The organism is Nocardioides sp. dk884, assembly GCF_009557055.1.
In the GTDB taxonomy this organism is placed as follows: Bacteria; Actinomycetota; Actinomycetes; order Propionibacteriales; family Nocardioidaceae; genus Nocardioides.
On sequence record NZ_CP045649.1, the window covers coordinates 3111311 to 3130436 of the forward strand.

18 protein-coding genes are annotated in these 19126 nt (G+C 72.1%); 8 read left to right on the forward strand and 10 right to left on the reverse strand.

Annotation, left to right across the window (positions count from 1 at the left end; all coding sequences use genetic code 11):
* Window positions 1–18: 18 nt before the first annotated feature.
* Together GFH29_RS20505 and GFH29_RS14970 are read right to left on the reverse strand one after the other, a co-directional pair.
* Window positions 19–195 (reverse strand): DUF5302 domain-containing protein, encoded by a 177-nt coding sequence (locus GFH29_RS20505; protein ID WP_194288958.1) that lies wholly within the window; start codon window positions 193–195, stop codon window positions 19–21.
* A 128-nt stretch (window positions 196–323) separates the two neighbouring features.
* The gene (locus tag GFH29_RS14970) at window positions 324–1520 is read right to left on the reverse strand and encodes an acyl-CoA dehydrogenase family protein (protein WP_153324603.1); all 1197 of its coding nucleotides are present in this window, start codon (window positions 1518–1520) and stop codon (window positions 324–326) included.
* A 289-nt stretch (window positions 1521–1809) separates the two neighbouring features.
* Here GFH29_RS14970 and GFH29_RS14975 point away from each other — a divergent pair, with 289 nt between their 5' ends.
* Window positions 1810–3675: an alkaline phosphatase family protein gene (locus tag GFH29_RS14975; RefSeq protein WP_153324604.1), complete on the forward strand. Its 1866-nt coding sequence runs from the start codon at window positions 1810–1812 to the stop codon at window positions 3673–3675.
* Window positions 3676–3692: 17 nt separating this feature from the next.
* Here GFH29_RS14975 and GFH29_RS14980 read toward each other — a convergent pair whose 3' ends face one another.
* Entirely contained in the window at window positions 3693–4652 is a 960-nt protein-coding gene (locus GFH29_RS14980) for an endonuclease/exonuclease/phosphatase family protein (RefSeq protein ID WP_153324605.1), read from the reverse strand.
* Between the two features lie 229 nt (window positions 4653–4881).
* Here GFH29_RS14980 and GFH29_RS14985 point away from each other — a divergent pair, with 229 nt between their 5' ends.
* The 4 genes from GFH29_RS14985 to GFH29_RS15000 are packed head-to-tail and all read left to right on the forward strand — an operon-like array spanning window position 4882 to window position 8223.
* Entirely contained in the window at window positions 4882–6129 is a 1248-nt protein-coding gene (locus tag GFH29_RS14985; protein ID WP_153324606.1) for a magnesium transporter MgtE N-terminal domain-containing protein, read from the forward strand.
* The gene (locus GFH29_RS14990; protein WP_228387523.1) at window positions 6122–6715 is read left to right on the forward strand and encodes a DUF1003 domain-containing protein; all 594 of its coding nucleotides are present in this window, start codon (window positions 6122–6124) and stop codon (window positions 6713–6715) included. Before GFH29_RS14985 ends, GFH29_RS14990 begins: the two co-directional genes overlap by 8 nt.
* An 11-nt stretch (window positions 6716–6726) precedes the next feature.
* Window positions 6727–7890, forward strand: a complete 1164-nt coding sequence (locus tag GFH29_RS14995; RefSeq protein WP_153324607.1) for an Mrp/NBP35 family ATP-binding protein — start codon at window positions 6727–6729, stop codon at window positions 7888–7890.
* Between the two features lie 3 nt (window positions 7891–7893).
* On the forward strand, window positions 7894–8223 hold the full coding sequence (locus GFH29_RS15000; RefSeq protein ID WP_153324608.1) for a sec-independent translocase: 330 nt from the start codon (window positions 7894–7896) through the stop codon (window positions 8221–8223).
* 18 nt (window positions 8224–8241) lie between these two features.
* On the opposite strand, the gene GFH29_RS15005 is transcribed toward GFH29_RS15000, so the two are convergent.
* Window positions 8242–8784: a hypothetical protein gene (locus GFH29_RS15005; RefSeq protein WP_153324609.1), complete on the reverse strand. Its 543-nt coding sequence runs from the start codon at window positions 8782–8784 to the stop codon at window positions 8242–8244.
* Between the two features lie 145 nt (window positions 8785–8929).
* Here GFH29_RS15005 and GFH29_RS20835 point away from each other — a divergent pair, with 145 nt between their 5' ends.
* Window positions 8930–9058, forward strand: a complete 129-nt coding sequence (locus GFH29_RS20835) for a hypothetical protein (protein WP_267128522.1) — start codon at window positions 8930–8932, stop codon at window positions 9056–9058.
* A gap of 19 nt (window positions 9059–9077) precedes the next feature.
* Here GFH29_RS20835 and GFH29_RS15010 read toward each other — a convergent pair whose 3' ends face one another.
* Genes GFH29_RS15010 through GFH29_RS15030 form a run of 5 tightly spaced genes read right to left on the reverse strand, consistent with a single transcriptional unit; the run spans window position 9078 to window position 14669 of the window.
* On the reverse strand, window positions 9078–10739 hold the full coding sequence (locus tag GFH29_RS15010) for a class I adenylate-forming enzyme family protein (protein WP_153324610.1): 1662 nt from the start codon (window positions 10737–10739) through the stop codon (window positions 9078–9080).
* On the reverse strand, window positions 10736–12211 hold the full coding sequence (locus GFH29_RS15015; protein WP_153324611.1) for an aldehyde dehydrogenase family protein: 1476 nt from the start codon (window positions 12209–12211) through the stop codon (window positions 10736–10738). The genes GFH29_RS15010 and GFH29_RS15015 overlap by 4 nt, the downstream gene beginning before the upstream one ends.
* A gap of 6 nt (window positions 12212–12217) precedes the next feature.
* On the reverse strand, window positions 12218–12601 hold the full coding sequence (locus GFH29_RS15020) for an FmdB family zinc ribbon protein (protein ID WP_153324612.1): 384 nt from the start codon (window positions 12599–12601) through the stop codon (window positions 12218–12220).
* Between the two features lie 5 nt (window positions 12602–12606).
* On the reverse strand, window positions 12607–13902 hold the full coding sequence (locus tag GFH29_RS15025; protein ID WP_153324613.1) for a hydroxyacid-oxoacid transhydrogenase: 1296 nt from the start codon (window positions 13900–13902) through the stop codon (window positions 12607–12609).
* A complete protein-coding gene (locus tag GFH29_RS15030; RefSeq protein ID WP_153324614.1) occupies window positions 13899–14669 on the reverse strand; it encodes an N-acyl homoserine lactonase family protein in 771 nt (256 codons plus the stop codon). The genes GFH29_RS15025 and GFH29_RS15030 overlap by 4 nt, the downstream gene beginning before the upstream one ends.
* 244 nt (window positions 14670–14913) lie before the next feature.
* Between GFH29_RS15030 and GFH29_RS15035 the strand changes: the two genes are divergently transcribed.
* Window positions 14914–15585: a LysM peptidoglycan-binding domain-containing protein gene (locus GFH29_RS15035; RefSeq protein WP_153324615.1), complete on the forward strand. Its 672-nt coding sequence runs from the start codon at window positions 14914–14916 to the stop codon at window positions 15583–15585.
* 26 nt (window positions 15586–15611) lie between these two features.
* Entirely contained in the window at window positions 15612–16199 is a 588-nt protein-coding gene (locus GFH29_RS15040) for an Rv3235 family protein (protein ID WP_153324616.1), read from the forward strand.
* A gap of 92 nt (window positions 16200–16291) precedes the next feature.
* On the opposite strand, the gene secA is transcribed toward GFH29_RS15040, so the two are convergent.
* Window positions 16292–19105 carry a preprotein translocase subunit SecA gene (secA, locus tag GFH29_RS15045; protein ID WP_153324617.1) on the reverse strand — a complete coding sequence of 938 codons (2814 nt, stop codon included), beginning with the start codon at window positions 19103–19105 and terminating at the stop codon, window positions 16292–16294.
* Window positions 19106–19126 lie beyond the last annotated feature (21 nt).

Here is a 19126-nt window from a genome sequence, read left to right on the forward strand (position 1 = left end):
CCGAGCGCGGGCGCGGGGCTAGCTGCCGCCGCCGCCGGCCTTGCGTCGGTGCATCTTCGGAGCACCGCCCACGACCTCCGAGCCGTGGGCCTTCTCCTTGGTCGGTCCCTCCTGGGGGACTCCCCGGTCGTTCGCGTGCTTGCGGTCGAGCGCTTCGCGCATCGCCGCCTTGAGGTCGTCGTTGGCTCCGGTCATGGGGGCCTCCCGGTGTCGCGGTCCGGTCCGGACCGAACGGCCCGGACCCGTCCACCATCGCAGCAAGCGGCCCCGGCGTCGACGGAATTGACCGCCGACGCCGGGGCCGCCCGGGTGCCCCGTGCCGCTCAGGCCTTGAGCTTGTAGTCCTTCAGCACGCTGCGCCCGATGATCATCTTCTGGATGTCGCTGGTGCCCTCGCCGATGAGCATGAACGCGGCCTCGCGGTAGAGCCGCTCGATCTCGTACTCCTTGGAGTAGCCGTAGCCGCCGTGGATGCGGAACGACGCCTCGACGACCTCGTTGCAGTACTCGCTGGCCAGCATCTTGGCCATCCCGGCCTCGACGTCGTTGCGCTGCCCGGAGTCCTTCTTGCGGGCCGCGCGGACCATCATCGCGTGCGCGGTCTCGACCTTGGTGGCCATCTCCGCGAGACGGAAGAGGATCGCCTGGTGCTCGGCGATCGGCTTGCCGAAGGTCTCGCGCTGCTGGGCGTAGGCCACCCCGAGCTCGAAGGCGCGGTTGGCGATGCCGCAGGCGCGGGCGGCGACGTTGACGCGGCCGACCTCGACGCCGTCCATCATCTGGTAGAAGCCCTTGCCCGACTCCCCGCCGAGGATCTGGTCGGCGGAGATCCGGTGGCCCTCGAACACCATCTCGGTGGTGTCGATGCCCTTGTAGCCCATCTTGTCGATCTTGCCGGGCACCGTGACGCCCTGCGCGACCTCGCCGAAGCCCGGGGTCTTCTCGACCAGGAACGTCGTCATGTTCTTGTAGACGCTGTCGGCGCCCTCGTCGGTCTTGACCAGCACCGCGACCAGGGTGGAGGAGCCGCCGTTGGTCAGCCACATCTTCTGCCCGGTGATCTCATAGCCGTCATCGGTGCGGGTCGCCTTGGTCGTGATCGCCGCGACGTCCGAGCCGAGCGCGGGCTCCGACATCGAGAACGCGCCCCGGATCTCGCCGGTCGCCATCTTCGGCAGGTACTTGCGCTTCTGCTCCTCGGTGCCGTGCTTCATCAGGAGGTAGGCCACGATGAAGTGGGTGTTGATGACGCCCGAGACGCTCATCCAGCCGCGGGCGATCTCCTCCACGCACAGGGCATAGGTCAGCAGCGACTCCCCCAGGCCGTCGTACTCCTCGGGGATCATCAGCCCGAAGATGCCGAGCTCCTTGAGGCCCTCGACGATCTCGGTGGGGTACTCGTCGGCGTGCTCCAGCTCGGTGGCCACCGGAAGGATCTTCTCCTCCACGAAGGTGCGGACCGCCTTCAGGATCTCGCTCTGGTCCTCGGTCAGTCCCTCGGTCTCGCACAGGCGACCCATGGTCACTCTCCTCCGCTGTGGCCCGCCCGCGGTGCGGTCGGACGATGGCTTGGATCTGGTACGGCGTACCCCGCGGAGCGTACCGGCGAGTAGTTTCGGCGCGACATGACCAGACTCACACGGGCTCACGCGACCCGGCTGAGCGTGGCCGCGAGAACTACACTCCTGTAGTTCATCCGAAGCGCTGGCGCGCCGGTGTTCACACTGGTCACACTGGTCCCGCGAGCACCAGCGACCCCTCCCGCCGCGTGCGACGACCACCTGACACCCCGTGGCAGAGGCAGGCCAGATGACCCCGAACCACCCCCGTCCCCGACGTCCCCTGCGCGCGGCAGCCGCCGCGCTCGCGCTGCTCCTCCTGACCTCGGGACTGGTCCTGGCCGCCGGGCCGGCGAGCGCCAAGCGCGCGCGCCTGAGCGAGCAGCCCGCCGCCGCCACCGTGTCGCGGGTCGCGACCTTCAACGTGCTCGGCCACGGCCACACCACCGCGAAGGGCAACAAGCCCCAGTACGACCCCAGCGGTCCGCGGATGACCCGGGCGATCCAGGCCATCGAGGCCGAGGGCGCCGAGATCGTCGGCTTCCAGGAGTTCGAGCGCCCGCAGTACACGCGGTTCGCGGCGCTGCGAGGCTCGACGTGGGGCATGTTCCCGAACGCACGCGGCACCAACGCCCAGATCAACAACACGATCGCGTGGCGCAAGGACCGCTGGAGCCTGGTCTCCGGCACCCACGTGAACCTGCCCTACTTCGGCGGTCAGATGCTGCCGCGTCCGCTGGTGCTGCTGCGCCACGTCCAGACCGGTCAGCTGATGTACGTCTTCAACACCCACAACCCCGCCAGCACCCGCGGCCCGGCCCAGCACCTGCGCGACAAGGCGGTGCGGCTGATGATCAAGCTCGTCAACGACCTGCGTGCGCAGTCCCCGGAGATCCCGGTCGTCGTCACCGGCGACATGAACGACAAGCCCAACTTCTTCTGCCCCTTCACCGCGGGCACCGGCATGGTCGCCGCGAACGGCGGCAGCAACGTGGACGGCGTGTGCACGCTGCCTCCCTCCCCGCGCATCGACTGGGTGCTGGGCACCCCCGACGCGCCCTTCACCGGCTACCGGGTGCTCCAGGACGCCATGGTCCGCAAGGCCAGCGACCACCCGCTGATCTCCGCGCTGGTCAACCTGCCCGCTCCGGCGGTCCAGGCGAACCCGGTCGAGCGCGTCGTCGTCCTCGACGTCGAGGGCCTGACCTCCCGCGGGGTGCGCAAGGCCGGCGCGAGCGCGCCGCACCTGGCCCGGATGCAGAGCGAAGGAGCCTTCACCTTCAATGCCCGCACCACGGTGGAGAAGATCACCGGTCTGCCGAACCTCATCAGCATGGTGACCGGGCGCCGGGTGAAGGCCACCGCGGAGGGCCACGGCGTCGTGTGGAACCGCGACACCGGCGCCACCGTCCAGCAGGCCTCCGGCCGCTACGTCTCCAGCACCTTCGACCTGGTCCACAACTTCGGGCTGCGCACCGCGCTGCTGTCCACCCACCCCCGCACCGGCCTCATCGCCCGCAGCTGGGACGCCGTCAACGGCGGCGCCGACCCGTACGGCGTGGACAACGGCCGCAACAAGATCGACACCGTCCTGCGCCTCGCCGACGACGCGGCGCTGGGCCGCAGCCTGGTCTCGATGCTCGCCGGCGACGCCCCGGAGTACACCGTCGCGCACCTCGGCTCGGTGGCGACCGCCGGGCGCACCCACGGCTGGCACAGCAAGCAGTACCAGGCCGCGCTCACCCGGGTGGACCGCACCATCGGCTCGGTCCTCAACACGATCGCGGCCGACGAGCGACTGCGGGCGGGCACGGTCGTCATCGTGACCTCCGACTCCGGCGCCCAGCGCAAGCCCGGGAAGCCGCTGCGCCCCGTGCACTACCGGGTGCCGCTGCTGGTGTGGGGCAGCAACGTGGTCGCCGGCGCCGAGCTCTACTCGATCAACCCCGACTACGTCTCGCCGGGCAGCCAGCAGGTCGGGTACGGCGCCCGGGACCAGCCGATCCGCACCGGTGTGGTCGCGAACCTGGCCAACGCCCTGCTGCGCCTGCCGGCGATCCCCGGCAGCCGGTTCAACGCCAACCAGGCCTTCAACGTCTTCGTCGGGCCCAGCTGAGCCCGGCCGGCCGGGCCTCAGCCGACGGTGGCGGTGGCGTGCACGAACGGGTGGTCGGTGGTGCGCGCCACCAGCCCGCCGCGGTCGGCCGCGTAGTCGCTGAAGGTGATGTCGAGCGAGCCCATGATCCAGTCGATCCTGGGGTCCGGCGGCAGCGAGCAGGTGCTGCCGGTCGAGCCGCCGTTGGCCGCGCGCATCGGAGCGCCGCGGGTCATCGTGCAGAAGAAGTCGGCCTTGTCGTTCATGTCGCCGGTCAGCACCAGCGGGGTGCCGTCGGCGGTGAGGCGCGCGGCCAGCTCGGTCTCGCGCCGGGTCGCCTCGGCACGCAGGTGCCCGGCCGGGCCGCGGGTGCTCGCCGGGTTGTGGAAGTTCGCGAACCACACCTCGCGTCCGCTCTCGCGGTGGCGCAGCAGGGCGTACGGCATCGGCTTGGGCGCACCGCCGAAGTAGGGGATGTCGATCGTGTGGCCCTCGACGAGCTCCCAGACCTCGCTGCGCCACACGATGGAGTTGGCCAGGGCGGGGTTGCCGAGCTGCAGACCCGGGAAGACCTCCCAGCCCGGGGTCGAGACCAGCACCTGGTGCTGGGGCGTCTCGTACTCCTGCAGCCCCGCCACCGAGATCCCGGCGCCGTTCATGATGTCGATGGCCCAGCGCATGCGCTGCGGGCCGTCGGCGTAGCCGGGCTTGTTGCCGCGGGCGGTGGTGTGGCCGTGGCCGAGGATGTTGAAGGAGCTGACCCGGAAGCTGAACTGCTGGTCGGCCAGCGCCTCGGCCTCGGCGAGGCGGCGCAGCTCGCGGGCGCGCCTCTGCTTCGCCGGGTCCGGGGCGCGGACGAAGCGCACCCCGGGCACGATGCGCTGAGGCGGTGGCGGACCGGCGCTCTCGCTGGGGCTCGAGGGAGCATCGGGCGCGGGCAGGACCCGGGCGACGTACTCCTCCGGGGCGCTGCCGCGACTACCGGCCCACACCAGCATCCCCAGGCAGATGCTCGCGACGAGGAGGACGACGAGCGCCGTTCCCGCCGACCGGGCACCGCGTCCCGGATGGGTACTGCGCCTGCGTCCTGACATCCCGTGCACTTCCTCCCGAGCCCCCGCTGCGGAGCCTCACTCTACGTGGCGCGCCGCACCCTCGTCGTGGCCGGCGCGGGACTCGCGCCGGGGAGCGGCGTCCATGCCGCGCGGACCGGTAGCCTGACGCCCTGTGAGCACCACGCCCTCCCGCGTCTATGCGGCACGTCTGGTCGGACTGCCGATCTTCGACCCTCGGGGCGACCAGGTCGGCAAGGTGCGCGACCTCGTGGTCTCGATCCGCTCGGAGGCACACCAGCCCCGTGTCCTGGGCATGGTCGCCGAGGTCTTCGGCCGGCGGCGGATCTTCGTCCCGATGACCCGGGTCACCAACATCGATGCCGGGCAGGTCTACACCACCGGCCTGCTCAACATGCGTCGCTTCGAGCAGCGCTCCACCGAGACGCTGGTGATCGGGCAGATGCTGGACCGGCAGGTGCGGGTGATCCCCACCGGCGTCGTCGGCACGGTGTACGACGTGGCGATGGAGCAGGCCCGCAACCGTGACTGGGTGCTGAGCCGGGTCGCCGTCCAGGAGCCCGCCAAGGGGCTGCGCCGACGCGGCCAGACCTACATCGTGGACTGGCGCGACCTGGAGGGGCTCACCCGCCGCGACGACAGCCAGGGCGCGACCCAGCTGCTGCTGGCCCTCAACGAGATGCGTCCCGCCGACGCCGCGAACACGATCCACGCGCTGCCCGCCGAGCGGCGCGCCGCGGTCGTGGCCGCCCTCGACGACGAGCGGCTGGCCGACGTCCTCGAGGAGCTCCCCGAGGAGGACCAGGTCGAGATCCTCAGCCGCCTGGAGGACGAGCGGGCCGCCGACGTGCTCGAGGAGATGTCGGCCGACGACGCCGCCGACCTGATCGCCGAGCTGCCCCCGGAGACCGCCTCCGCCCTGCTGGAGCTGATGGAGCCCGAGGAGGCCGAGGACGTCCGGCGGCTGATGTCGTACCTGGAGAACACCGCCGGCGCGATGATGACCCCGGAGCCGGTGATCCTCGGCCCGGACGCGACGGTGGCCGACGCGCTCGCCCACGTGCGCAACCCCGACCTGACCCCCGCGCTGGCGGCGCTGGTCTATGTCTGCCGTCAGCCGCTGGAGACCCCCACCGGGCGCCTGCTCGGGGTCGCCCACATCCAGCGGCTGCTCCGCGAGCCGCCCTCGACCCTGGTCGCGGGCGCCCTCGACGACTCGATGGAGAACCTGCGCCCCGCGGCCACCATCGACGAGGTCGCCGCGCACCTGGCGACCTACAACCTCGTCGCCGCGCCGGTCGTCGACGAGAACGGCCACCTGCTCGGCGCGGTCACCGTCGACGACCTGCTCGACCACATGCTGCCCGAGGGCTGGCGCGACCAGGCGGTGCGCCGTGGCTGAGTCCCGCGGCACCCGCTCCGCTCGCCTGGACACCCCGCGCGAGACCCGGCGGACCCTGATGCGGCGCCCGTCGTACGACTCCGACACCTTCGGGGTCTTCGCCGAGCAGTTCGCCCGGTTCATGGGCACCGCACGGTTCCTGATCTGGATGACGGTCTTCGTCTCGGTCTGGATCTTCTGGAACTGGCTGGCCCCGGACTCCTGGAAGTGGGACAGCTATCCCTACATCTTCCTCACCCTGATCCTCAGCCTGCAGGCCTCCTACGCGGCGCCGCTGATCCTGCTGGCGCAGAACCGCCAGGAGGCCCGCGACCGGGTGATCGCCGAGCAGGACCGGCAGGCCGACGCGCGCGCACACGCCGACATGGAGTTCCTGGCCCGCGAGGTCGCCTCGCTGCGGATGGGCGTCAGCGAGGTCGTCACCCGCGACTACCTGCGCTCGGAGCTGCGCGCCCTGCTCCACGAGCTCGACGAGCGCGCGGACGAACGCGCCGACGACCAGGCCGGGGACCGCGACGAGGACCGGGGCGGCCCACCGGGATCGGTGCAGCGCACCAATGACGGCGCACAGCCGCCCACCACCTAGAATCGGGGATCATGAGCACCTCTCTGCTGGAGCAGGTCCGTGCCGCGCTCGCCACGGTCAACGACCCCGAGATCAAGCGGCCCATCACCGACCTCGGCATGGTCGACGCCGTCAGCGTCGACGACACCGGCAGGGTGGACGTCAAGGTGCTGCTGACCGTCGCCGGATGCCCGCTGAAGAGCACCATCGAGCGTGACGTCACCGCCGCGGTCACGAAGGTGCCCGGCATCTCCGGGGTCGCCCTCGAGCTCGGCGTGATGGACGACGAGCAGCGCGCCAACCTGCGCACCGTCCTCGCCGACGGCAAGGCGCAGCGGGAGATCCCCTTCGCCCAGCCCGGCTCGCTGACCAAGGTCTTCGCGATCGCCAGCGGCAAGGGCGGCGTCGGCAAGTCCTCGGTCACCGTCAACCTCGCGGTCGCGATGGCCGGTCTCGGCCTCAAGGTCGGCCTGGTCGACGCCGACATCTACGGCCACTCGGTCCCGGCCATGCTCGGCATCGCCGACGCCCGGCCCACCCAGGTCGAGGACCTGATCATGCCGGTCCCGACGCCGAGCGGCGTCTCGGTGATCTCCATCGGCATGCTCAAGCCGCGCCGCGACCAGGTCGTGGCCTGGCGTGGCCCGATGCTCGACCGGGCGCTCGTGCAGATGCTCGCCGACGTCTACTGGGGCGACATCGACGTCCTGCTCCTCGACCTCCCGCCGGGCACCGGCGACATCGCGATCTCGCTGGGCCAGCACCTCCCCAGCACCGAGGTGGTCGTGGTGACCACCCCGCAGGAGGCGGCCGCCGAGGTCGCCGAGCGCGCCGGCACGATGGCCTCGATGATGCACCAGCGCGTCGTGGGCGTCGTGGAGAACATGAGCTACCTCCCCTGCCCGCACTGCGCCGAGGAGGGCAAGGACCACCGCCTGGAGATCTTCGGCTCCGGCGGCGGCGAGCGGGTCGCCGCGACGCTGTCGCAGCGCGTCGGCGCCGACGTGCCGCTGCTCGGCCGGATCCCGCTGGACACCACCCTGCGCGAGGGCGGCGACGCCGGCAAGCCGATCGTGGAGAGCAACCCGACCGCCCCGGCCGCGCTCGCGCTGAGCGCCATCGCCGAGCGGCTGGCAGGTCGTGGCCGCGGTCTCGCCGGACTCCAGCTGGGGCTCACCCCGACCAGCAAGTTCTGAGCCGTGTTCGGGGTCGGGCTGGCCGAGGCGGCCGTCATCGCCTTCGTCGCGGTGATCGTGGTCGGCCCGGAGCGTCTGCCGATGCTCGCGAAGCAGGCCGGGCAGATGCTGCGCAAGGCGAAGACCTTCGCCAACGCCGCACGCGATGAGCTGCGCGAGGAGCTCGGCCCGGAGTACGCCGACCTCGAGCTGACCGACCTCGACCCCCGGGCGATCGTGCGCAAGCACATCGTCGAGGCCATGGAGGACCCCGCCCCCGCGGCCCCGAAGCGCCGGGGGCTGCGCCCGCTGGCCGCCGGCGAGCTCCCGCCGTACGACGCCGAGGCGACCTGAGCCCGGATCCCCCGGGACTCAGTCCTCGGCGCGGGCGCGCACGACCGCGAGCCCGCTGAAGGCCAGCAGCCGCACGCGTCCCGCCGCGCCGGTCTCGACCTCGACGAAGTCCGCCCCGACCCGCCGCAGCCTGCCGTCGTACGTCGCGGCGCCGCGCGTCACCAGCACACAGCACTCCCCCGCCTCGGCCAGCCGGCGCAGCGCCGAGGCCAGCCCGAGGCGGGCTACCGGCGACCAGGCGACCTCGGGGACCGCTCGCTCCGAGAGCCCCTCCGCCGCCTCGACCGCGTCGAGCACCACCAGCCGGTCCTGGCCCGGCGCGGACACCAGGCACCACGTCGGCCCCACCCGCGCCAGCCGGCCGGTCACCACCCCCGCCCCGGCCACCTCCAGCACGACCTCGTGGTCCAGCGACGCCATCAGCCGCCCAGCCAGGGTCACCGAGCGGTACTCCGCACGCGCGCGGTCGGCGAGCTCCGGGGCCCGTTCGGCGTCGTACAGCGCGCCGGCCTGCTGCTCGAGGTCCTCGAGCATCGCGAAGAGCTCGTCCTCCCAGGCCATGTCCGGCTCCTCCCCCGGCGTGATCTTCGGCAAACGGCTGTCGCCGGGGATTGCCCACGGGGCGGTCGGGCACCGGTCAGGGGCTGCACGGTGTCCCGGGCCGACGCCCGGGGCCTCACCCAGACCCCGACACCCAGGAGAGACCATGACCTCCCCCGCGCTCGAGCGCTCCGATCCCGCCTCCGCTGACGGAGTCGGTGAGGTCTCGGCGCTGGTGCTGTTGTGGCTCGTCCCCGCGGTCTCGCTGGTCCTCGCCATCCTCGGCGCCGGCTGACCCCTCCCCGAGTCGGCGGTCAGGTGGTGCCGTCGCGCAGCTGGCGGCGCAGGATCTTGCCGGTGGTCGTCTTCGGCAGCTCCTCGAGGAACTCCACCGAGCGGGGGTACTTGTAGGCCGCCATCCGCTCGCGCGCCCAGTCCACAAGCTCCTCGGCGCTCAGGGTGGCGCCGGGCCGCAGCGAGACGTACGCCTTGACGCTCTCGCCTCGGTAGTCGTCGGGCACCCCGACGACCGCCGCCTCCTGCACCGCGGGATGGCCGTAGAGCACGTCCTCCACCTCGCGGGGCCAGACCTTGTAGCCGGCCGCGTTGATCATGTCCTTGAGCCGGTCGACGAGATAGAACCACCCGGCCTCGTCCATGAAGCCGACGTCGCCGGTGCGCAGCTCGCCGCCCGGCAGCGACTCGGCCGTGGCGTCGGGGCGCTCCCAGTAGCCGGGCACCACGCCCGGCCCTGAGGTCGCGATCTCGCCGAGCTCCCCGACCGGGGCCTCGCTGCCGTCCGGGGCGAGGATCCGCACCGTGGTGTCGAAGACCGGCACCCCCACCGACAGCGCCCCCGAGCGCGGGTCGACCGGCGCCCGTGTGCCCAGCGGTACGGCGTGCGACGGACTGGTGGTCTCGGTGAGCCCGTAGATGTTGTGGATGTAGAGCCCCGTCTGCTCCTCGAAGCGGTCGGTCACCGCGGGCGCGATCGGCGCCCCGCCGGAGTAGACGGCACGCAGCGAGGACCAGTCCTCCCGGGTCGAGCCCTCGGCGCCGCCCAGCGCGAGGAACACCGTGATCGCACCGACCGTGAACGTCGGGCGGTGCTCGCGGATCGCCTCGAGGACCACCTGCGGCTCGAAGCGGTGGGTGAGCACCAGGGGGCAGCCGGTGAGCAGCGCGACGCACAGGTGCCCGACCATCCCGGTGATGTGGAACAGCGGGGCGACGCCCAGCACGACGTCGTCGGTGTCGAGGCCGACCCAGTCGCGGTAGGTCTGGGCGTTGAAGGCGAGGTTGGCCTGGGTGTTCACCGCCCCCTTGGGCCGCCCGGTCGTGCCGGAGGTGTAGGTCAGCACGGCCACGTCGTCGGGTCCCGGGGCGGGCAGCGTCGGGGCGGCTCCGGCGTGCTCGGCGAGCAGCGCGCGCAGGTCGAGCGTGCCGACCGGGCGCGCGACGTCGTCGGGCAGCACCCGCGGGTCGTCGCGGGTCTGGTCCTCGCGCGGGGAGCAGGTGATCACGGTGCGCACCCGGTGCTCCTCCTCGGCCAGCACCTGCGCGGCGACGCTCTCGTGCAGCTCGGCCAGGCACAGCAGCGCGGTGGCGCCGGAGTCCTGCAGCAGGTAGGCCAGCTCACCGTGCCGGTTCATCGGGTTGACCGCCACCGCGGCGCCGCCGGCCTTCCAGGCCGCGAGGTAGCCGACCGCGAGCGCCGGGTCGTTCTGCAGGTAGACAGCGATCCGGTCCCCCGGCTCGAAGCCACGCGCGAGGAGCGCGGCGGCCAGGGCATCGGAGCGCGCGTCGAGCTCGGCGAAGCTCAGCGCACCGTCGAAGTAGCGGATCGCGACCGCCTCGGGGTCACGCCCGACGGTGGCCCGGAACGCCTCCAGCACCGTGCGGTGCTCCGGCACGATCGAGGCCGGGGTGCCCTCGCGGTACAGCGAGAGCCACGGCCGCTCGGCGGCGGCGCTCACCGCGCGTCCGGATCGGGCGGGTCGCGGCGAGGCGGGACCCGCACCACCACGGTCTTGGTCTGGCACATCTCGGCGAGCGCCTCGAAGCCCTTCTCCCGTCCGTAGCCGGACTTGCCGAACCCGCCGAACGGCAGCTCCACCCCGCCGCCCGCGCCGTAGGCGTTGACGTAGACCTGCCCGGCCCGCAGCTCGGCGACCAGGTGGTGGGCGGTGTCCAGATCAGTCGTCCACACCGCCGCGATCAGGCCGTACGCCGTGCCGTTGGCCAGCGTCACCGCCTCCGCGGCGTCCTTGAACACCGAGGTCGCCAGCACCGGGCCGAACACCTCCTCGCGGGCGATCTCAGCGGCCGGGTCCACCCGGTCGAAGACGGTCGGCGGGAAGAAGAAGCCCTCGGCGGGGGTCGGCACCCGCCCGGGGCCGCCGATCCGGGGCTCCGCGTCGCCCGCGGCCACCTCGACCATGCCCCGCACCCGCGCCAGCTGCCGCGCCGAGATCAGCGGCCCGAGGTCGAGGTCCGCGGGCCCGGGCCCGATGCGCACCGCCGACAGCGCGGCGTCCAGGCGCTCCATCAGCTGCTCGTGCACCTCGACGTGGACCAGCAGCCGCGAGCCGGCCGAGCAGGTCTGCCCGGCGTTCTGCAGCAGCGCCCGCACCACCGTCGGCACCACCAGGTCGAGGTCCGCGTCGGGCATGACGACGTGCGGGGACTTGCCCCCGAGCTCGAGGGCGACCGGCACGATGTTGCGCGCCGCGGCCGCGGCCACCTCCTCCCCCACCGGGACCGAGCCGATGAAGGAGAGGTGGTCGATGCCGGGGTGGGCGGCCAGCGCGGCACCCGCCTCCGCCCCGAGCCCGGGCACCACGTTGAGCACACCGGGCGGGAGGCCGGCCTCCAGGGCGAGCTCGCCGATCCGCAGCACGCTCAGCGGTGCCTCCTCGGCCGGCTTCACGACCAGGCAGTTGCCGACCGCGAGCGCCGGCGCCATCGTGCGGGCGCCGATCTGCAGCGGGTAGTTCCACGGGATGATGTGCCCGGTCACGCCGTACGGCTCGTGCCGCGTCCAGGCCAGGTAGCCGTCCAGGTCGGGCAGGGTGTGGCCGAAGAACGCCTCCACGACCGAGGCGTAGTACTCGAAGTAGCGGGCGGCGACGGCCGCGTCGGCGCGCGCTTGGGCCAGCGGTTTGCCGGTGTCGTGGCTCTCCAGGACGGCCAGGTCCTCGAGGTCGCGCCGGATCAGCTCCCCGGTACGCCGCAGCACCCCCGCCCGGGCCTCCGCGCTCCGAGCACGCCAGCCGGGCGACGCCGCGCGGGCCGCCGCGACCGCGCGGTCGATCTCTTCGGCGCCGCCGCGGGCCACCCGGTCCAGCAGCCGCCCGGTCGAGGGGTCCAGCACGTCGATCGCCTCGGCGGTCGGCACCGCCACGCCGTCGATCAGGCAGGGCCGCGGGTCCGCGCCGGGCGCCCTCATCGCCGCTCAGTCCTCGCTGGTCGGCGCCGAGGCGGGCAGCGGGGTGTCGCCGGCCCGTAGCGGCGCGTCGTGGTAGCGCCCCTCGTGGGCGACCACCGGACGCCGGTCCCCGGCCAGCTCGGGGTACTTCTCCTCGAGGCGCTGGCGCCCGTCCCACTGCCGGCGCAGGTGCCGGACGTACTCCCGGTCCGCCCCGCCCGTGCCCTTCCAGGTCTGCGGCATCTGCTCGCGCGAGAGCCCGGCGCTGGCGACCCCACCGATCGCCGCTGCCCCGGGCAGGCGGGTCCCGGTCGCGCCGCACGCCGGGCAGCACTGGCCGTCGCGGTCGCTGATCGGGACCAGCCGCTCGAAGCGGTGGCCGTGGCCGCAGCGGTAGTCGTAGGTGGGCACGCGGGCTACCAGTTCTCGATCGAGCGGGTGAAGATCGCCGCGATGTCGTCCTCGGTCACCGGCCGCGGGCAGGTCGCGAGCAGCCGCTGCTGCTTCATCGTGCCCGGGACCAGGTCGGGGATGTCGTCCTCGGTGTAGCCCACCGCACCGATGCCGTTGGGGATCCCGATGTCGCGCATCAGGCTGGTGAGCACCGCCGGCAGCTGCTCGGTGGCGTCGTCGAGGCGGTCGTGGCCGGGGTCGAGCAGCGAGGCGGCGCGCAGGTGCCGCTCGGGGGCGCTCACGAAGCTGAACCGGAACGCCTCGGGCGCGGTGAGCGAGACCGACTGGCCGTGCGGGACCATCGCCTCGTCCTGGGGGTAGCCGGCCGGCCGGTAGTCCTTGACCATGCCCGCGATCGGATAGGCGTTCGCGTGCGGCACGTGCACCCCGGAGTTGCCGAAGCCCATGCCCGCGAAGGTGGCCGCCAGCATCATGTTCGAGCGGGCCTCGAGGTCGTTCCCGTCGTGGACGGCGGTGCGGAAGGACTGCGCGAGCAGCCCCATCGAGCGCTCGCACCACAGGTCGGAGATCGGGTTGGACCCGCAGTAGGTCACCCGCTCCTCGGGCTGCTTGCGGTCGAAGGTCTGATACCAGCGCGCGGTGTAGGACTCCACCGCGTGGCACACGATGTCCATCCCGGCGGCCGCGGTGACCTCCGGGGGCAGCGACAGCGTCACCAGCGGGTCGATCACCGCGAGGGTGGGGCGCAGCCGCCAGTGGCTGATGCCGGTCTTGACCTTCATCGACAGCACGTCGAGCACGCACATCGCGGTGCTCTCCGAGCCGGTCCCGGCGGTCGTCGGCACTGCGATCAGCGGCTTGAGCTGGCCCCGCGGCGCGGTCGCCCGCCCGATCGGCTTGTTGAGGTAGTCCATCAGCTCGCCACCGTCGGTGGTCATCAGGTTGACCGCCTTGGCGGTGTCGATCGCCGAGCCTCCGCCGACCGCGACGAACCCGTCCCACGGCCCCTGCTCGCGGGCGTAGCCGGCCGCCTTGTCCATGCTGTCGTCGGTCGGCTCGACGTGGACGCCGTCGAAGACCTCGGAGGCGATGCCCTGCGCGGAGAGCGAGTCGGCGATCCGCGCGGGGATGCCGGTCGCGTTGACGGTCGCGTCGGTGATGATCAGGACGCGGCGTACGTCGTGCTGGGACATCTCGAAGCCGATCTCGTCGATCGCCCCCGCGCCGAACTTCAGGGGCGGCGCACCCCAGGTGAAGATCGTCTCCTCGGTCAGCTCCTGCGCCTGGCCCGCGCTCATCGGTAGCTCCCGGTCGGCGCCACCCGCAGCTGGCGGATCTGGCCCGGGTCGTGCCCGAACACCACTGTCGCCTCGGACTCCGCGGCGATCCCGCGCAGCTTCTCGACCGAGGCGTACCACTGCTCGAGGTTGTTGACGATGGCAGCGGGCACCGACGGGGGTCCGAAGCTGTCGCCCATGTAGATCGCGTCGGCGGTGAAGATCATCGTCCCGGTCTCGGGGAGGTCGACGCGCATGGACATGCTGCCGGGGGTGTGGCCGGGGGTCTGGATGAAGCTGACACCGGGCAGGAACTCCACGTCGCCGGAGACGGTCTCGAACTCCAGGTCCTCGTAGTCGGCCTTGAGGTGGGCGCCGGTGAAGGCTCCCTCGAAGCCGAAGGCGAACTCCTTCTCCACGTCGCTGCAGATCAGCCGGGCGTCGGTCTCCTTGAACAGCTGGGCGTTGCCGGCGTGGTCGAAGTGCAGGTGGGAGAAGACCACGAAGTCGATGTCCCCGGGGGTCAGGTCGAGCTGCTTGAGGCGGGAGTCGAGGTATTCGTCCTCGGAGACCTTGTCGTAGGGGAAGAAGTCCTGCAGCCCGGTGGGCTCCCAGCGCTCCTCCCAGTCGCGCGGGCAGCTGGTGTCCCACAGCAGCTTGCCCTCGGGGGTGTTCACCAGCACGCAGTGGCTCGGGACGTCGGTCCACTCCGCCGGCAGGTGCTTGTTGTGCCGGGTGCGGATCGCTCGCCCCGGCGCCAGGAGCAGCCAGGTGAGGTCGGCGGTCATCGCCCCGCACGGAAGGATGCTGACAGTCGTTCCTGTGGCCACGGATTCGCTCCCTGCTGCCGGGGTGGTTCGCCGCACCTTTCTCTCGCGCCCGACGCCTGTCAACCCCCGACCGTGACGCCGCTCACATCCACGCGCCGTCGCCGCCGCCTCCCACATCTTGTGGAGACGGCGTTGACCGAGGCATCAAAGCGGCGTTGTCTGACGCAAACGCAAGCAAACGCATGGATTGCGAGGACTCGCGATGCGCCTCTCTTCGAGCTCCCCGGACGCGCTCAGGCGCGGGACCCGCGCCCTCGTCGTCTGGGCGAGCGCCACCGGCCTCGCCCTCCTCGCGCACCGGACCCTGGCGAGCGAGGTCACGGCCGCGCTCCGCCACGCCCCGGAGCGGTCCTTCGAGGAGCTGCTGGTCGGCTGCTGCGCGGGGCTCCTGCTCCTCTGCGCGGCCTGGGCCTGGCTGGTGACCACCGTAGTGAGCGTCGAGGCGCTCGCGGGGGTCCGGCTCTCCGCCGTGCCCGGGGTGCCCCGCGTCGCGCGCCGCGCAGTGCTGGCCGCCTGCGGGGTCGTGGTCGCCGGCGGGCTCACGGTCCCGGCGGGGGCGGCCACCGCCGACCCGGGGCCCTCGGTCCCCGCCACGCTGCTCGCCGGCCTGCCGCTCCCGGACCGCCCCAGCGGCGGCGTCCGCCCCGAGCGCGCCGGCGACCCGGTTCACGCGAGCACCCAGCACACGGTCGTGGTGGCGCCCGGGGACACGCTCTGGTCGCTGGCCCGCGCCGACCTCGCGCGCACCACCACCGCCCCCAGCGAGCGCGCCGTGCAGGCACACGTGCGAGCCCTGCATGCGCTCAACCGGGACCGGCTCGGCCCCGACCCCGACCTCATCCATCCCGGACAGCGACTGCGGATGCCGCGCTGAGCCCACCACCTGCGAAGGAGAGCACCATGTCCTACCCCTCGTCACACCCGTCGTTGTCGCAGCCTCCGCAGGCCGCGGTCCGGGCCCTCGGCACGCCCCGCGCGGTCCCGGTCGCGAGCGTGCAGGGCACCTTGGCCCTCGACCTGCTGCCGGCCAGCGACCCGCCGGCGCCGACCCCGCTCGCCCGCTACGAGGCCGCGCCGGGAGCCGGCGGTCCCGGCGGCGAGGTGGTCCCGATCGACCTGCACTGGCGCCGCGAGGTCGAGCAGTGGTCACACCGCTTCGCCCAGGCCGCGGTCGAGATCGTCGGCGGCGACCGCCCCGCCACCCAGCTGCTGCGCTGGACCACCCGGTCGGTGTACGCCGACCTGGAGCGTCGCGCGCTGCTGGTGGCCCGTGCGGGCGGTCACGAGCCCGGCACGGCCCGGGTGCAACCCGTGCGGCCCCGGGTGCTCAGCGTCCGCGCCTGCTTCGTGGAGCGCACGGTCGTGGAGACCGGCATCCACGTGCGCTACGGCGAGCGCTCGCGTGCGGTGGCCGCGCGCTTCGAGCTGCGCCGTCCCCGCCACGAGACCCGGGCCCGCTGGCTGTGCACCGCCCTCGACTTCTCCTGACCCACCGACGAGCCACGGCGCGGGCCCGGCCTCGTGGCCGGACCCGCGCCGTGGCGTGAGGTGCTGCGTGCTGCGTCAGGTGTGCGAGCGGCTCAGCTGACCCGCGCGGTGAGCCCGGTGGGACCGCCGGGGCGGCCGTGGCACTGCTTGAACTTCTTGCCCGAGCCGCACGGGCAGGCGGCGTTGCGCCCGACCCCGGCGTACTCGTCGTCGACGGCCTCCGCGTGGACCTCGGCCTCGCCGTCCTCGGACGGCGCGGAGTAGGTCAGCTGCTGGGGCGCGCGGGGGGCGTCGAGGCCCTTGGCCTTGATCTGCGGGGTCTGCTGAGCGGGGACCTCGGCCGGCACCGGCTGACGCATCGGCTCCTCGACCTCGACCTCGTCCTCGACGGCGCCGTCGGGCTCCTCCTCGACGGTGACCTCGAGGTTGAACAGGAAGCCGACGGCCTCCTCCTTGATGCCGTCCATCATGGCCGCGAACATGTCGAAGCCTTCGCGCTGGTACTCCACCAGCGGGTCGCGCTGGGAGTAGGCGCGCAGGTAGATGCCCTCGCGCAGGTAGTCCATCTCGTAGAGGTGCTCGCGCCACTTGCGGTCCAGCACCGAGAGCAGCACGCGACGCTCGAGCTCGCGCATGACCTCCTCGCCGACCTCCGCCTCGCGGGCGTCGTACGCCGCGTGGGCGTCGGCCTTGAGCGTCTCGATCAGCTCCTCGCGCTGCAGCGCGCCCTGGTCACCGCCGACCTCGGCCAGCAGGTCCTCGCGGGTCAGCGAGACCGGCCAGATCTGCCCGAGGTCGACCAGCAGCTGCTCGAGGTCCCACTCCTCCGCGAACTCCTGGGTGGCGCCGGTGACGACACCGGTGACCACGTCGTCGAGGAACGAGCGGATCTGCTCGCGCAGGTCGGCGCCCTCGAGCACCTCGCGGCGCTCGGCGTAGATGACCTTGCGCTGGCGGTCCATGACGTCGTCGTACTTGAGGACGTTCTTGCGGGACTCGAAGTTCTGCGACTCGACCTGGCCCTGGGCGTTGGCGATCGCGTTGGTGACCCGCTTGTTCTCGATCGGCACGTCGTCGGGGATCTTGAGCATCTGCAGGACCCGGTCGACCCACTCCGACTTGAACAGCCGCATGAGCTCGTCCTCGAGGGAGAGGTAGAACCGGGACTCACCCGGGTCGCCCTGACGACCGGAACGACCGCGCAGCTGGTTGTCGATGCGGCGCGACTCGTGGCGCTCGGTGCCGACGACGTAGAGGCCGCCGAGGGCCTTCACCTCGTCGTGCTCGGCCTCGACCTGGGCGCGGATCTGCTCGACCATCGACGGCCAGGCGGCCTCGTAGGCCTCGGTCCTCTCCCCCGACGGCTCCAGGCCCTGCTTGCGCAGCTCCTGGTCGGCGAGGAACTCCACCGCGCCGCCGAGCATGATGTCGGTGCCTCGACCGGCCATGTTGGTGGCGACGGTGACCGCGCCGCGGTGACCGGCCATCGCGACGATCTTGGCCTCGTCGGCGTGGACCTTGGCGTTGAGCACGTTGTGCGGGATGCCGCGGGTGCGCAGCAGGTCGCTGAGCAGCTCGGACTTCTCCACCGACACGGTGCCGATCAGCACCGGCTGGCCGTTGGCGTGCCGCTCGGCGATGTCGTCGGCGACCGCCTCGTACTTCGCCTTCTCGGTGCGGTAGACGAGGTCGGGCTGGTCGATGCGCTGCATCGGCTTGTTGGTCGGGATCGGGACGACGCCGAGCTTGTAGGTCTTGTCAAACTCGCTGGCCTCGGTCATCGCCGTGCCGGTCATGCCGGAGAGCTTCTCGTAGAGGCGGAAGTAGTTCTGCAGGGTCACGGTGGCGAGGGTCTGGTACTCCTCGCGGACCTGGACCGACTCCTTGGCCTCGATCGCCTGGTGCAGGCCGTCGTTGTAGCGGCGCCCGGACAGGATGCGGCCGGTGTGCTCATCGACGATGAGCACCTCGCCGTTCATGACGACGTACTCCTTGTCCTTGCGGAACAGCTCCTTGGCCTTGATGGAGTTGTTCAGGAAGGAGATGAGCGGGGTGTTCACCGACTCGTAGAGGTTCTCGATGCCGAGGTGGTCCTCGACCTTGGTGATGCCGGGGCCGAGCACCGAGATCGTGCGCTTCTTCTCGTCGACCTCGTAGTCGACGTCCTTGTCGAGCTTGCGCGCGATCCGCGCGAACTCGCCGTACCACTTGACCTCGTCCTGGGTCGGGCCGCTGATGATGAGCGGGGTCCGTGCCTCGTCGATGAGGATCGAGTCGACCTCGTCGACGACGGCGAAGTAGTGGCCGCGCTGCACGCACTCCTCGATCGAGCCCGCCATGTTGTCGCGCAGGTAGTCGAAGCCGAGCTCGTTGTTGGTGGCGTAGGTGATGTCGCAGGCGTAGGCCTCGCGCCGCTGCGCCGGGCGCATCTCGGGCAGGATCACGCCGACCGTGAGCCCGAGGAAGTGGTGGATGCGCCCCATCTGCTCGGACTGGTACTTGGCGAGGTAGTCGTTGACCGTGACGACGTGGACGCCCTTGCCGGTGAGCGCGTTGAGGTACGACGGCAGCGTCGCGACGAGGGTCTTGCCCTCACCGGTCTTCATCTCGGCGATGTTGCCGAGGTGGAGCGCGGCGCCGCCCATGATCTGCACGTCGAAGGGGCGCATGCCGGTGACCCGCTTGGAGGCCTCGCGCACCGTGGCGAAGGCCTCGGGCATCAAGTCGTCGAGGTCCTCGCCGTCGGCGAGCCGCTTGCGGAACTCATCGGTCATCGCGCGGAGCTCGGCGTCGCTCATCGCCACGAAGTCGTCCTCGATGGCATTGACCGCCTTGGCGACCGCCTCGAGCTGACGGAGGATCTTGCCCTCTCCGAGACGGAGGAGGCGGTCGATGATGGCAGGCACGAGTGGGTAGCTCCTTGGGAT